The sequence below is a fragment of the Nioella sp. MMSF_3534 genome, from assembly GCF_030732985.1.
Taxonomy (GTDB): domain Bacteria; phylum Pseudomonadota; class Alphaproteobacteria; order Rhodobacterales; family Rhodobacteraceae; genus Nioella.
On the sequence record NZ_JASHJX010000002.1, the window covers coordinates 23694 to 37832 of the forward strand.

At 63.6% G+C, this 14139-nt stretch carries 14 protein-coding genes; 10 read left to right on the plus strand and 4 right to left on the minus strand.

Going from position 1 to position 14139, the window contains the following annotated elements:
• Positions 1-26: 26 nt before the first annotated feature.
• From leuS to holA, 3 genes are read left to right on the plus strand one after another with little or no spacing between them, the layout of a single operon-like run.
• Entirely contained in the window at positions 27-2585 is a 2559-nt protein-coding gene (leuS, locus tag RBB16_RS00965) for a leucine--tRNA ligase (RefSeq protein ID WP_306044337.1), read from the plus strand.
• The gene (gene lptE, locus RBB16_RS00970) at positions 2572-3063 is read left to right on the plus strand and encodes an LPS assembly lipoprotein LptE (RefSeq protein WP_306044338.1); all 492 of its coding nucleotides are present in this window, start codon (positions 2572-2574) and stop codon (positions 3061-3063) included. The genes leuS and lptE overlap by 14 nt, the downstream gene beginning before the upstream one ends.
• Entirely contained in the window at positions 3060-4091 is a 1032-nt protein-coding gene (holA, locus tag RBB16_RS00975) for a DNA polymerase III subunit delta (RefSeq protein ID WP_306044339.1), read from the plus strand. The genes lptE and holA overlap by 4 nt, the downstream gene beginning before the upstream one ends.
• 9 nt (positions 4092-4100) lie before the next feature.
• On the opposite strand, the gene RBB16_RS00980 is transcribed toward holA, so the two are convergent.
• The gene (locus RBB16_RS00980; protein WP_306044341.1) at positions 4101-5069 is read right to left on the minus strand and encodes a hypothetical protein; all 969 of its coding nucleotides are present in this window, start codon (positions 5067-5069) and stop codon (positions 4101-4103) included.
• Positions 5070-5191: 122 nt separating this feature from the next.
• Here RBB16_RS00980 and RBB16_RS00985 point away from each other — a divergent pair, with 122 nt between their 5' ends.
• A complete protein-coding gene (locus RBB16_RS00985) occupies positions 5192-5782 on the plus strand; it encodes a glutathione S-transferase family protein (RefSeq protein ID WP_306044342.1) in 591 nt (196 codons plus the stop codon).
• Positions 5783-5992: 210 nt separating this feature from the next.
• Here the strand turns inward: RBB16_RS00985 and RBB16_RS00990 are convergent, their stop codons facing one another.
• Entirely contained in the window at positions 5993-7153 is a 1161-nt protein-coding gene (locus RBB16_RS00990) for a TIGR03862 family flavoprotein (protein ID WP_306044471.1), read from the minus strand.
• A gap of 81 nt (positions 7154-7234) precedes the next feature.
• Here RBB16_RS00990 and RBB16_RS00995 point away from each other — a divergent pair, with 81 nt between their 5' ends.
• The gene (locus tag RBB16_RS00995) at positions 7235-7540 is read left to right on the plus strand and encodes an HNH endonuclease (protein WP_306044343.1); all 306 of its coding nucleotides are present in this window, start codon (positions 7235-7237) and stop codon (positions 7538-7540) included.
• A 31-nt stretch (positions 7541-7571) separates the two neighbouring features.
• Here the strand turns inward: RBB16_RS00995 and dapB are convergent, their stop codons facing one another.
• Positions 7572-8384 (minus strand): 4-hydroxy-tetrahydrodipicolinate reductase, encoded by an 813-nt coding sequence (gene dapB / locus RBB16_RS01000; RefSeq protein WP_306044344.1) that lies wholly within the window; start codon positions 8382-8384, stop codon positions 7572-7574.
• 117 nt (positions 8385-8501) lie between these two features.
• Here dapB and rbfA point away from each other — a divergent pair, with 117 nt between their 5' ends.
• The 5 genes from rbfA to RBB16_RS01025 are packed head-to-tail and all read left to right on the plus strand — an operon-like array spanning position 8502 to position 12064.
• Positions 8502-8918 (plus strand): 30S ribosome-binding factor RbfA, encoded by a 417-nt coding sequence (gene rbfA, locus RBB16_RS01005; protein WP_306044345.1) that lies wholly within the window; start codon positions 8502-8504, stop codon positions 8916-8918.
• Position 8919: 1 nt separating this feature from the next.
• Positions 8920-9663 carry a phosphodiester glycosidase family protein gene (locus RBB16_RS01010; RefSeq protein ID WP_306044346.1) on the plus strand — a complete coding sequence of 248 codons (744 nt, stop codon included), beginning with the start codon at positions 8920-8922 and terminating at the stop codon, positions 9661-9663.
• A 43-nt stretch (positions 9664-9706) separates the two neighbouring features.
• On the plus strand, positions 9707-10609 hold the full coding sequence (gene truB / locus RBB16_RS01015; RefSeq protein WP_306044347.1) for a tRNA pseudouridine(55) synthase TruB: 903 nt from the start codon (positions 9707-9709) through the stop codon (positions 10607-10609).
• Positions 10606-11118 carry a DUF1643 domain-containing protein gene (locus RBB16_RS01020; protein WP_306044348.1) on the plus strand — a complete coding sequence of 171 codons (513 nt, stop codon included), beginning with the start codon at positions 10606-10608 and terminating at the stop codon, positions 11116-11118. Before truB ends, RBB16_RS01020 begins: the two co-directional genes overlap by 4 nt.
• 46 nt (positions 11119-11164) lie before the next feature.
• A complete protein-coding gene (locus RBB16_RS01025; RefSeq protein WP_306044349.1) occupies positions 11165-12064 on the plus strand; it encodes an alpha/beta hydrolase in 900 nt (299 codons plus the stop codon).
• A 6-nt stretch (positions 12065-12070) separates the two neighbouring features.
• On the opposite strand, the gene RBB16_RS01030 is transcribed toward RBB16_RS01025, so the two are convergent.
• On the minus strand, positions 12071-13717 hold the full coding sequence (locus tag RBB16_RS01030; protein WP_306044350.1) for a calcium-binding protein: 1647 nt from the start codon (positions 13715-13717) through the stop codon (positions 12071-12073).
• Between the last annotated feature and the right edge of the window lie 422 nt (positions 13718-14139).

Below are 14139 nucleotides of genomic sequence, written 5' to 3' on the forward strand. Positions count from 1 at the left end.
CGTATGACAGACGACAAGGACAGCACATGGCCCGCTACGACCCCAGTGTGATCGAACCGAAATGGCAATCCGCCTGGGAAAAGTCCGGCACGTTCCTCGCCAAGCGCGATGAGACGAAGCCGAAATACTATGTGCTGGAGATGTTCCCCTACCCGTCGGGCCGCATCCATATCGGCCATGTGCGCAACTACACCATGGGCGACGTCATCGCGCGCTACAAGAAATCGACGGGCCATAACGTGCTGCATCCCATGGGGTTCGACGCGTTCGGGATGCCTGCGGAAAACGCCGCCATGGCCTCGGGCGGGCACCCCAAAACATGGACCTACGAGAATATCGACACGATGGTCGAGCAGATGAAGCCGCTTGGCTTCGGCATCGACTGGAGCCGGATGTTCGCCACCTGCGACCCGGAATACTACGGCCAGCAACAGGCGCTGTTCCTCGATTTCCTTGAAAAAGGGCTGGTCTACCGCAAGAACGCCATCGTGAACTGGGACCCGGTCGATATGACGGTTCTGGCAAATGAACAGGTCGAGGACGGGCGCGGCTGGCGGTCCGGCGCGCTGGTGGAGCGGCGCGAGCTGACCCAGTGGTTCTTCAAGATCTCCGACATGTCGGGGGAATTGCTGGACGCGCTGGATACGCTGGATGACTGGCCCGCCAAGGTGCGGCTGATGCAGGAAAACTGGATCGGCAAGTCGCGCGGTCTGCAATTCTCGTGGTCGCTGACCGAGCCTGCGCATGGGATCGACACGCTCGACGTCTATACAACCCGACCCGACACGCTGATGGGCGCGAGCTTCCTGGGCATCTCCCCCGACCACCCGCTGACCAAGGCGCTGGAGGCCGAGAACCCCGATCTCGCCGCCAAGGTGGCCGAGATGCGCAAGGGCGGTACCACGGAAGAAGCCATTGAAAAGGCGGAGAAACTGGGCGCGGATACCGGTCTGCGCGTGCGTCATCCGCTGAACCCCGACTGGGAGATTCCCGTTTGGGTCGCCAACTTCATCCTGATGGATTACGGCACCGGCGCGATCTTCGCCTGCCCGGCCCACGACCAGCGCGATCTCGACTTCTGCCGCAAGTATAACCTGCCGGTGATCGACACCTTCGTCGCTCTGGATGATCCCAAACCGGTGGAGACAGAGGCTTTCGTGCCCCCCAAAACCGAGAAGGTGAAGTGGATCGACCATTTCGCCGGGCTGGATGAGGCCACCGGGCAGGAGGCCATCGACGCCACCATTGACTGGATGGAGGCCAAGGGGCTCGGCACCGGCGTGACCAAGTTCCGTCTGCGCGATTGGGGTCTTTCCCGCCAGCGCTACTGGGGCTGCCCGATTCCCGTGGTGCATTGCGATGCCTGCGGCGTGGTGCCGGAAAAGAAGGAAAACCTGCCCATCGAACTGCCCGAGGATGTCAGCTTCGACATACCCGGCAACCCGCTGGACCGGCACCCAACCTGGCGCGACTGTGCCTGCCCGTCCTGCGGTGCGCCTGCCCGGCGTGAAACCGACACGATGGATACCTTCGTCGATTCGTCCTGGTATTTCGCCCGCTTCACCGCGCCGCGCGCCACGACGCCCACGGATATGGCCGAGGCCGAGTACTGGATGAATGTCGACCAGTATATCGGCGGCATCGAGCACGCGATTCTGCACCTGCTCTATTCCCGCTTCTTCGCCCGCGCGATGCATATCTGCGGCCACCTGCCGGAGAAGTCGAAGGAACCCTTCGATGCGCTCTTTACGCAAGGGATGGTGACGCATGCGATCTTCCAGACCCGCGACGCCAATGGCCGCCCCGTGTACCACTACCCTGAAGCGGTAGAGATGCGCGATGGCAAGGGGTTCCTCGAGGATGGCACCGAGGTGGAAATCATCCCCTCCGCCAAGATGTCGAAGTCGAAGAACAACGTCGTCGACCCGATGAACATCATCGCGTCCTACGGCGCCGACACCGCCCGCTGGTTCGTGCTGTCCGATTCCCCGCCCGAACGCGACGTGGAATGGACCGCCGCCGGGGCCGAGGCCGCGCACCGGCATCTGGGCCGGGTCTGGACCCTGTGCGACCGCATCGCCGCGATGGACGCCGATGCAAAGGGTGAAGGTGACGTAGACCTGCTGCGCGAGATGCACAAGGCCATCCGTGACGTGACGCTCGGCGTCGAAAGCTTCGGCTTCAACGCGGCGATTGCCCGGCTTTACGCCTTCACCAACACGCTGGCCAAATCAAAGGCAGGCGCGGCGGCGCAGAAGCAGGCGATCATGACACTGGCACAGCTGATGTCGCCCATGACCCCGCATCTTGCGGAAGACATCTGGGCCCATCAGGGTGGCGAGGGTCTTCTGGCCGAGGCCGCCTGGCCGGTAGCGGATGAGGCGATGTTGGTGGAAAACACCGTGACCCTGCCCATCCAGATCAACGGCAAGCGGCGGTCGGAAATCACCGTCGCCAAGGATCTGCCCAAGGAAGAGGTTGAAAAGATCGCGCTGGCAGACGACGCTGTGGTCAAGGCGCTGGCCGGTGGTCAGCCCAAGAAACTGATCGTCGTTCCGGGCCGTATCGTCAATGTCGTCATCTGATCGCCGCCATTTCCTGACCCTTCTGGCCGTGGCCCCGCTTGCGGGCTGCGGCTTTGCACCGGTCTATGCGCCGGGCGGGGCGGGTCAGGCCCTGCGCGGGCAGGTGCTGGTTGCCGCCCCGGACACGCGGCTCGGGTTTCAGCTGGTCGCGCGACTGGAGGAACGGCTTGGCCTGCCTCAGGCCGAGACCTACCGGCTCGACTACTTCATCGAGACTTCGGAAACCGATCTGGCCATCACCGGCACCAATGACATCACCCGTATCAATATCGCGGGCACTGTCCGGTTTACGCTGACCGAAACCGCGACGGATGCGCAGTTGCTGGCCGATTCGGTTTCGACCTTCACGGCCTATTCCACCACCTCGACCTCGGTCGCGACCACCGCTGCCCGCCGCGACGCGCAGGATCGGCTGATGATCGCGCTGGCCGATCAGGTCATGTCGCGGCTGCTGGCCTCTTCGCTTCGCTGGTCATGAAGCTTTCGGCCCGCGACGCCAGCGCCTATTTCGCCAATCCCGACCAATCCGCCGCGGGTCTTCTGATTTTCGGGGCCGATGCCATGCGCGTGGCGATCAAGCGGCAGGATGTGATTGCCAAGCTGCTTGGCCCCGGCGCGGAAGAAGAGATGCGCCTGAGCCGGATCTCCGCCAGCGAGTTGCGCAGCGAAAAGGCCCTGTTGCTAGATGCGGTGAAGGCGGTTGGCTTCTTTCCCGGTCCGCGTGTAGCCTTTGTTGAGGACGCCGCCGACGGGCTTGCCCCGGTGATTGCGGAAGCGCTGAAGGACTGGCAGCCGGGCGATGCCCAGATCATCGTCACCGCGCCGCGCGCCCTGCCCGCCAAATCCGCCCTGCGCAAGCTGTTCGAGGGCCACAAGCAAGCCTATTGCGTGGGCATTTACGACGACCCGCCAAGCCGCGCCGAGATCGAGGAGACGCTGGCAAAATCCGGCGTCACCCAACTTGACCGCGATGCGTCTGCACAGTTGACCGCACTGGCCACCCAACTGGACCCCGGCGATTTCCGCCAGACGGTTGAGAAACTGGCGCTCTACAAGATCGGTGACCCCACCCCGGTCAGCGTCGCCGATGTATCTGCCTGCGCCCCCGCCACGATCGAGGCCGGGATGGATGACATCATCACCGCCGCCGCCGAAGGCCAGGTCGCCCAGATCGGCGCGCTCATGCAGAAGCTGACCGGTCAGGGCGTTGCGACCGTGACCCTGACCATCATGGCCTTGCGCCATTTCCGAACGCTCCACGCCGCCGCGATCCACCCCGGCGGGGCGTCCGCCGGTGTCGGGGCATTGCGCCCCCCCGTTTTCGGCCCGCGCCGCGACAAGATGATCCGGCAGGCCGGAATGTGGGGATCGGACCGGCTGGAACAGGCCCTTCAGGCGCTGATCGAGCTCGACCTGACACTACGCTCCAGCCAGCACGCCCCGCAGGACGCGTTGCTGGAACGCGTGCTGATCCGGCTGGCCACTGTCGCCTCGCGGATGCGCTAGGGCAGTCGATCAGCGGCAGATCGGCAGCTCAAGGGGCGGTTGTTCCGGTAGCGTATCGCGCCATTCGTCGATGATCGGCCGCAGGGTTTCCCGCGTCCAGAACACAGGTGTCTCGATTTCCTCCAGGCAGGCCGCGTTCCAGTAGAGTCCCTCCTCTGAGAGGCTCCGCTGCCCAGTCACGGCCTCTGCCACCGCGTTGATATCGCCGGATTCCGGGTAGATGTAGAGCGTCGTCGGATCCCCCTCAACCAACGAAATGATGTCGCCAGCCACCTCTTCTGACCATGTCGTGCAACCATTGCTCCGCCCGCCATCATAGTTGATCAACTGGCCGAAGGGGACAAATCCCTCCGCATCCGCGAAGGGGCTTTCCGGGTCGCTGAAACGGCACTGCCACCGCAAAAACATCGCGACATGGCCACCGATTTCCCGTTCCCGCGCGTTGTCGGTTTCGCCCATGCCATCGAACAGCAGAAAGGACCGCTCGAACGGCACTCTGTCGTCGGAATCGCTGAAATACCCCTTGAATGAGGTCCGGGTCTCCGCCGTCACATAGGCCCCGCCCATGGTCAGGTTGGATCCTTCCGCATTGCTGAAATGCCGCGCGCATTCCCGTCCGTTGCGGAAATTGGCCTGCGGCAGATCCCGCCCGCTTCCATAGCCCGACGACACCGCGCGAAACGACTCCTCCTCCTCGCAGATAATGTAGAACCGCTGCCCCGGCGTTCCGCTGGACGACGTGCTGGGGCGGGTTGCATCCATTGCAAGGTAACAGGGGTTGGATATGCCCGCCTCGCGCACCTGCTCCTGGTACAGATCTCGCGCTCTTTGCAGTACCACCAGGGCGATCTGCCCTTCCCCCTGACCCACATGCTGCTGCAACCAGGGTGGAATATCCGTTGTTTGCGCCTGCAAGGGGTTTATCGCAGCCAAAGCAATCCCGACTGCGAACAATAGGTGCCTTGACCGGCGGTGCATCGGACGTCTCCTGTCTGAACAGCCTCGACATCAGCCTAGCACAATCAGATCGACAAGCGCACGGCCTCTGGACGCCCCCGCCCTCACGCGCCAGACTGCGCCGATGCAACAGGAGGCACAGCATGTACAAAGTGATCGGCAAGACCCAGACCCGCACCCTGCGCGTGCTATGGGTGCTGGAGGAACTTGGGCTCGCCTACGACCATGTGCAGGCCCCGCCGCGCGACCCCTCCGTCGTCGCCGTGAACCCGGCGGGCAAGGTTCCGGTCCTGATCGCCGATGGCGTCCCGATCACTGATTCGCTGGCGATCATGACCTATCTGGCCGACCGCCATGCGGCCCTGACCTTCGCACCCGGCACCATTGACCGCGCCCATCAGGACGCACTGACCCATTTCATCAACGAAGAGTTCGACCAGATCTTCTGGATGGCCGCCCGTCACAGCTTTGTCCTGCCCGAAGAACACCGCCTGCCTGCGATCAAGGACAGCCTCAAATGGGAATTCGAGCAAAGCCAGCACCGCCTGCTGCCCCGCATGTCCGAAACCGGCCCCTTCCTGATGGGTGAAACCATGACCATTGCCGACATCCTGCTGGCCCATTGCCTCAGATGGGCCGTGGGGGCAAAGTTTCCCATCATCGACGACCGCATCCATGCCTTCGGCGCGATGATGTTCGACCGCCCCGCCTACAAGAAAGCCGCTGCCGCCTGACGCGCGCCTGCCCCTTCTTCTTGGCCCAAATACTCCCGCCGGAGGCGTTCCTGCCGCGCCGCCGGAGGCGTTCCTGCCGCGCCGCCAGTGGATCGTGGAATGTCCGGACCGGTCGGCACCGCCTTCCGTGGCAACGCGGTTCGAGGAGGGCCCCGGAGGGGCTTGACGAGGACCGCCCCCCGCCGCGACCCGGCCCCGTCCGGGGCGCAATCAGCCGCGCCACGCCCCCGCGTGCCGCCCGGCCCATAGCCCGGTGGCAAGGCAGCCCGTCAGCAGATACCCCCCTGTCGGGGCCTCCCAGTCCAGCATCTCGCCGGCCACGAATGTGCCGGGCCGCGCCCGCAGCATCAGCCCGTCCGAGACCGCCGCCCGCATCACGCCGCCGCCCGTGGAAATCGCCTCATCCAGCGGTCTCGGCCCGGCCAGCGGCAGATTCAGCGCCTTCAGCTTTGCCGCAAGCGCCTCACCCTCCGACAGAGGTCGCGCGACCTCATTCACCAGGGCCATGCGCACACCCTCCAATCCCAAAAGCTTGCGCAGATAGTTGGACAGGCTCGCCTTCCCGCGCGGGCGGGCAAGACGCGCGGCCAGATCCTCATGTGTCTGATCCGGGAACAGGTCCAGCACCAGCCCTGCCCCTTCGCGCAGCTCGCGATAGAGCGCATAAATGCCACCGCCCTCGACCCCACGTTCGGACACCACGAACTCCGCCCTCACGTCCCGGTTTCCGGCGCTCAGCAAACAGCCTTTCACCGGGGCCCCGAACCAGCGCGCCATATGCGGTGACCAGGTCACCCGAAACCCCATATTCGCCGGAACGATCGGGGCCACCTCAACGCCGATCTCCTGCAACCACGGCACCCAGGCCGCATCCGACCCGAGCCGCGCCCAGGATCCGCCGCCAAGCGCCAGTACAGTCACCTCTGCCTGCACCAGCCGCTGCCCTTGCGGCGTGTCGAAGCGCAGCGCAGAACCCTCGAACCCGGTCCAGCGCCAGCGCAGCCGCATCTCTGCCCCGATCCGCCCAAGCCAGGCCCGCAGCAAGGGCGATGCCTTCATCACCTTTGGAAACACCCGACCGGATGATCCCGTGAACACCGGTTGCCCCAGCCCCTCGGACCAGGCCTTCACATCTGTTGGGCCGAACGCCTGCAACATCGGCGTCAGCCAGTCTTCAGCCGCGCCATAGGCCGCGAGGAATCGCGCGCATGGCTCGTCCTTTGTCAGGTTCAACCCCGATTTGCCTGCCATCAGCAGTTTGCGCCCGGCCGAGGGCTTTGCCTCGACAATCACCACAGTGCGCCCGGCACGCGTCATGGACTCGGCGGCCATCAGACCGGCTGGTCCTGCCCCAATCACAACCGCGTCCAGTTTTTCGGTTTGCATCCGCGCTTGCCTCGTCCCGGGTTTGCACCATCCTATGGCTCAGAACAGCGCAGGACCACACGCGAAATGGACGAAACGCCGATCTGCCCCCTCTGCGGGCGACCGATCCCGCCGCACGCGAAGCAGAGCCTTCATCACCTGATCCCACGCCTGCGCGGCGGCAAGGGCGGACCGACCGTTTTGCTGCACCAGATCTGTCACAACGAGATTCACGCGACCCTGTCGGAAACAGAGCTCGCACGCGATTTCAACACGATCGAAGCGCTTCAGGCGCAACCGAGGTTGAGCAAGTTCATCGCCTGGGTGCGAAAGCGCCCTGCCGATTTCCACTCGAAGTCCCCCGGTGCGCGACGGGGCTGGCAATCACGCTGATCCACCGGTTCTCGGCTGCTTCAGGGCTGGTTCAACGCATTCCCAGAACGTCGAGCATATCGAAGCGGCCGGGGCCTTTACCCTGACCCCAAAGCGCGGCCTTGAGCGCCCCACGCGCGAAGATGGCTCGGTCGGTGGCGACGTGGCGCAGGACGATGCGTTCGCCCTGACCGGCAAAGAGCACGTCATGTTCGCCGACAATATCGCCGCCACGAATGGCGGAGAAGCCGATATGCCCGCGCTGGCGGGCGCCGGTGATGCCGTCGCGGCCCGAATCCTTCGCGACATTGAGGTCGATGCCCCGGCCATCCGCCGCGGCCTGCCCCAGCATAAGCGCGGTGCCAGAGGGGGCATCGACCTTGTGGTGATGGTGGGCCTCGATCACCTCGATATCGAAATCTTCGTCCAGCGCGGCCGCCACCTGTTTGGTGATCTGCACCAGCAGGTTCACGCCAAGGCTCATATTGCCCGCCTGGATGATCGTGGCGTGGCGGCTGGCATGGGTCAGCGCCTGATCGTGGCTGTCATTCATGCCGGTGGTGCCAATCACGTGGACGCAGCGGGCCTGAGCGGTCAGTTGGGCGTGGGCGACGGTGGCGTCAGGCGAGGTGAAGTCGATCACCGCCTGCGCATTGACGATGGCGTCAATCGGATCGGCATGGACCATGACGCCGGTCGCGGCCCCGCCCATGCATTCGCCCAGGTCGCGGCCTGCCCAGTCATGGCCCGCGCGTTCCGTCACGGCGACCAGATGCGCGGCGTCGCTTTCGTTTACCAGTTTGATCAACATCTGCCCCATTCGGCCCGATGCCCCCATGACTGCGATTGCGGTGCTGCCCTGCATGATCCCGATCCTTTGGCAAAATCCTGCCCCTGCTCTAGCGCACCTAACCACCGCGTGAAAGCCGTTGCTTGCGGGGGGCGGGGTGATCCCATAAGTGGGGGGCAAAGGATGATGGCCATGGCAAAGAACAAGTTTCACGACGGACCCGGACCCTCGCAGCGGCAGTTGCGGGTGGGCGAACTGATCCGGCGCACCCTGTCGGATGTGCTGATGCAGGGGGATATCCACGACCCCGAGTTGAACGCGATGTCGATCACGGTGAGCGAGGTTCGCACCTCGCCCGATCTGAAGATTGCGACCGTCTATGTGTTGCCCCTTGGTGGTGGTCATCGGCAGGAGGCCATTCAGGCGTTGAAGCGCAACAAGGGTGAGCTGCGGCGGGTCATCACCAAGAAGATGAACCTGAAATATGCGCCCGACTTCCGGTTCCTGATCGACGAGACCTTCGACAAGATGGACGAGGCGCGTGCGCTGTTCCAACAGGAGAAAGTGCGGCAGGATCTGGACCACGCAGAGGGTGACGGCGAGGACTGAGATGCGTTGGCTGACCGTTTCGCTGATGATGCTGGCCGCTTCGGCGGTGCAGGCAACCGAATGCCGGCAGGACCAGTTCGACGGGGCTGCCTTCACGATTTGCGAAGTGGATCTGACCCGCGAGGACCTGCGCCTGTTCCTGCGTGACGAGGCCGGCAATATCCTTGGCAATTTCTCTCGTGTCGAACGCAACCTTGCCCCCGGCCAGCGGCTTGGCTTTGCCGTGAATGCTGGCATGTTCCATGACGATCGCAGGCCCGTGGGGCTGTATATCGAGGATGGCCAGCAGGAAATGCGGGTCGTCACATCGGATGGGCCGGGAAATTTCGGGCTGCTGCCCAATGGGGTGTTCTGCATTCAGGCGGGCCGTGCACGGGTGATCGAAAGCCGCGCCTATGCGGCGAACCCGCCCGACTGCCGCTATGCCACGCAATCGGGGCCGATGCTGGTCATTGACGGGGCGCTGCATCCGCGATTTCTGCCGGACAGCACATCTCTGAACATCCGCAACGGGGTAGGCGTCGACGCGACCGGCACCCGCGCGATCTTCGCGATTTCCGACAGGGCGGTGAATTTCGATCATTTCGGGCGGCTCTTCCGCGATCATCTGGGCACGCCCAATGCGCTTTACCTGGATGGGCGCGTCTCGCGGCTCTATGCGCCGGACTTGGGGCGTGACGATTTCGGGTTTCAACTGGGTCCCATTCTGGGGACGGTTGTTGACGAGTCGGGCAAGTCCCGCTAGCAGCATCGCCTTTCCGGGACGTTTGACACGAGAGGTGCGGGCCATGGGGCGCAGGCGCAAGGGACGCGATATTCACGGCTGGCTGGTGGTGGACAAGCCCGCGGGGCTGACCTCGACCGCTGTGGTCAACAAGGTCCGGTGGGCGTTCGATGCCAAGAAGGCAGGTCATGCGGGCACTTTGGACCCGGATGCCACGGGCGTGCTGGCGGTGGCCTTGGGCGAGGCGACCAAGACCGTGCCTTTCATCACCGATGCGATGAAGGCCTATGTCTTTACCGTCAGTTTCGGAGCTGCGACCAACACCGATGACGCCGAGGGCGAGGTCATCCAGACAAGTGATCTGCGGCCGACGGATGATCAGATCGTTGAGGCGCTAAAAGGGTTTGAGGGCGACATCATGCAGGTGCCGCCCAAGTTTTCCGCCGTGAAGATTGATGGCGAGCGCGCCTACAAACTGGCCCGCGATGACGAAGAGTTCGAGATCGCCGCGCGGCCTTTGTATGTGGAAAGCCTGACTCTGCTGTCGCGCCCCGATGCCGATCATGCCGAACTGGAAATGGTCTGCGGAAAGGGCGGCTATGTGCGGTCGATTGCGCGGGATCTTGGCGAAGCGCTCGGATGCCTTGGACATGTGCAGAAGCTGCGCCGCGTCTGGTCCGGGCCTTTCGATGTGGAGGACGCGGTTGCGTTCTCGATGGTCGAGGATATGGCCAAGGACCCGGCGCTTGATGCGCATCTTCTGCCGCTACAGGTGGGGCTCGATGATCTGCCTGAACTGCGCGCCAATGATCTGGGATATGCCCGGTTGAAGAACGGCAATCCGGGGCAGGTATTGGGCACCGCCGAGTATGGAGAGGAGGTCTGGGTGTCTTACAAGGGCACGCCGGTCGCCGTTGGCATCTATCGCGGGGGTGAGGTGCATCCCTCCCGCGTTTTCAACCTGTGATCACCCGAACCCATCAGAAGGGCGATGCGGCCAGCGTTGCGGTCTATTCCGACTGCGAACGGTATCGCTATTCTCTCAGCCGGGTCTGGAACGAGGCCGGGCCACGGGTTCTGTTCATCATGCTGAACCCCTCAAAAGCGACCGAGGTGCAGAACGACCCCACCGTTGAACGCTGCGAACGGCGGGCACGGGTGCTTGGCTTCGGCGGGTTCCGGGTGATGAACATCTTCGCCTGGCGGGAAACCGACCCGCGACTGCTGCGCGCCGCGCCCGAGCCGGTGGGGGCCGAGAATGATGCGCTTCTGCTGGAAGGGCTGGGGTGGGCCGATACGATCATCGCCGGTTGGGGCGTGCATGGTGAACATCTGAGCCGGGGGCCGGAGGTGGAGGCGCTCCTGCGCGGTGCGGGCGTCGCTCTGCATTGCCTGGGGCTGTCCAAGGCGGGGCATCCGCGCCATCCGCTCTATATCGCCTATGCCACGGAGCCGCAGGTCTGGCCTGCCCGTTGACCTCGCCCTTCGCGGCGCGCAGTCTGTCAGGCAGGAGGGCCGCGCCATGTCGGATATTCCAGGCTTCACGCAGAGCTTCATCGAGACGAACGGCATCCGCCTGTCCGTGCATCAGGGGGGTGAAGGGCCGCCGCTGATCTGCCTGCACGGCTTTCCGCAGAACCACATGTGTTGGGCCGGGATCGCGCCCGATCTGGCGCAGGATTTTCACGTGATCATCCCCGATCTGCGCGGCTATGGCGACAGCGACGCGCCTGCCGACGATGCCGATCACCACACCTATTCCAAGCGGGAAATGGCGAGGGATATCATCGGGATCATGGATTTCATGGGGCTGCCCAAAGCGCACATCCTTGGACATGACCGCGGCGCGCGGGTGACCTATCGGCTGGCGCTGGATCATCCCGACCGGGTGGATCGGTTGGGAATCATCGAGGTGGTGCCAACGGTGGATTTCTGGGAGGCGTGGGATGCGGAACTGGCGCTCAAGGCCTACCATTGGACCTTTCTGGCCCAACCCGCCCCTATCCCGGAACGGATGATCGGGGCCGATCCTCTGGCCTATTTCGACTGGACCCTGTCAAGCTGGACCCATTGCCGAAGCCTCGCACCCTTTGAAGGCGCTGCCCTTGACAGGTACCGGCAGCAGGCATTGGACCCGGCGCGTGTGCATGCGATGTGCGCGGATTACCGGGCGGGGGCAACGATAGACCGCGCTCTGGATGAGGCCGACCGTTTGGCCGGCCACAAGATCGCCGCGCCGTTGCTGTTCCTTTGGGCCAGCGCGGGCTTTCCGGCAAAGACGGGCGATCCGCAGGCCTTGTGGCAGGCTTGGTGTGAGCAGCCCGTGACCGGAAAAGAAATCCATGGAACCGGCCATTTCGCAATGGAAGAAGTGCCCGAGGCCATCCTGACGGCGGTCCGTCCGCATTTCCTCGCGAGGTAACCCCGATCAGGCAGATTCCGCCAGATCGTCGAGGCGGATATCGCGGATCAGAATGGCCGAGGGATCAAGCCCCTGCGCGCCGGTCACCTGCAGAACGATGGTGCCATCCACCATGATGCTGGCGCCGGTGCCATCGTCAAAATCAATGACCGACACATCGGGATCAGGCGAAGCCTCCAGGTCCACGCTGACCTGAATCTGGTCTTCGTCCGGGTTGAAATCCGTCACCACCGGGGCCTCGGATTCGATGTAGCTGCCTGATTCGAACAGATCCGCACCGCTACCGCCAATGCCGGTATCGCCCTCACCAAGGAAAAGGTGATCGTCGCCGTCCCCCCCGGCCAGCGTGTCGGAGCTATCCTCATCATACGGGCCGAAGCTGCTGTCACCGCTGGTGAAAGTGCCATCGAGCGTATCATTGCCGTCACCGCCGGACATGTTGTCGGATCCGAATCCGCCAAGCAGATAGTCATCGCCGGCGCCGCCCTGCATGTCGTCGTCACCCTCGGCACCGAACAGCAGGTCATGGCCGTCATCGCCGTAAAGGCTGTCGTCATCTTCCCCGCCATGCAGCAGGTCATGGCCGCTGCCACCCTGCAAAACATCCGCGCCCTGATCACCGTAAAGCTCATCGTTGCCGTCATCGCCCTGCACGGTGTCGTCACCTTCATTGCCGAAGGCGAGATCATTCTCCGTGCCGCCCGAAATCAGATCGTCGCCATCGCCACCGGTCAGGGCATCTGCGCCCTGCTGGCCGAACAGTTCATCCATGCCGGTGCGCCCGCGCAGGATATCGTCGCCGGTGCCGCCATTCAGCAGGTCATCCCCATCGAGGCCGGTGATCGTGTCATCACCCTCACCGCCATCAATCGTGTCATCGCCTTCCCCGCCGGTCAGCGAGTCATCGCCGTCTGATGGGTCCGTCATCTCCTGCTCCAGAACCACATCGTCAAGGCTGACATCGGTGGTGCCATCCAGTTGCAGGATCTGCACGCCATCAGAGAACACGGCCGTATTGCCGGCCTCTTCATCCGCTTCCAACGTGATTTCCGGCGGCGTGTCGCCATCGTAGCGCACAAGGATCGTATCCACACCGGTCAGGAAGTCGGTCAGGATCGGCACGTCTTCGGGAATGTCGTCGTCGGTCTGGAACGTATCCTCACCCTCGCCGCCAGTGGCAAGGTCGCCATCGCCCAGGATCAGCGTATCGGTCCCGTCACCGCCGTCCAGCGTGTCGGCCCCGTCCCCACCGTCAAGCGTGTCTTCGCCATCGTCACCGTAAAGGGAATCGTCGCCATCTTCGCCGTAGATTGCATCGTCGCCGACATCGCCGGACATCGCCTCGCTGGCAGCTGTACCGAAGATGACCTGCTGCTCCTGCGGGTCATCCTCAGGGGCTGCGAACAGGCCATCCAGCAGGTCGCCACCGGACCCGCCGCTTTCGCCGCTGTCCTCTTCGGAGCCGGAGCCGGGATTGCCCATGCCGTCGGTACCGAACAACAGGTCATGCAGATCGGAGGTATAGACGGAGGCGTCATAGCCGCCATCGGCGCGCCCATCGGCAGCCGAGTCCGAGCCATCGCTCGCGCCATCCTGTTCATCGCCGCCAGAAAACAGCCCCTCGAGCGCGAACCCGAGAAGCATCAGCAACATTACTCCACCCGCTGCAATCATTGTCGTTCCTTTGCCTCAACGCACGGCCCCGGGGGTTGAGCCTTTTCATATGCTTGACGATGATCCTGCGCCGGCCATTGGGTCATTTACCGACCACCACAAGGTTTTCCTGTGGAATAAATGTGGCGCTGTTTCCGAAGGGTGAATGAATCACCAGTCGAGGCGTAAATGTTCCGAGTCTTTGATGAAAAGCTCAATAAAATCCTATCCATATGGTTAATGACCGACCGCCCCAATCCCGGCAGAATTGCCTTATTTGGTTGGAGAAAATGGGGCTTTCCTTTGCCCGGATAATCCCCTATACGCCCGCAATCGCCCCGCTTGGGGTGACACTTCTCCATGGGCCTTGCTGGACGACATCCCGGCCTGCGCCATCCACTTTGAACCTGAAAAGGAGACCC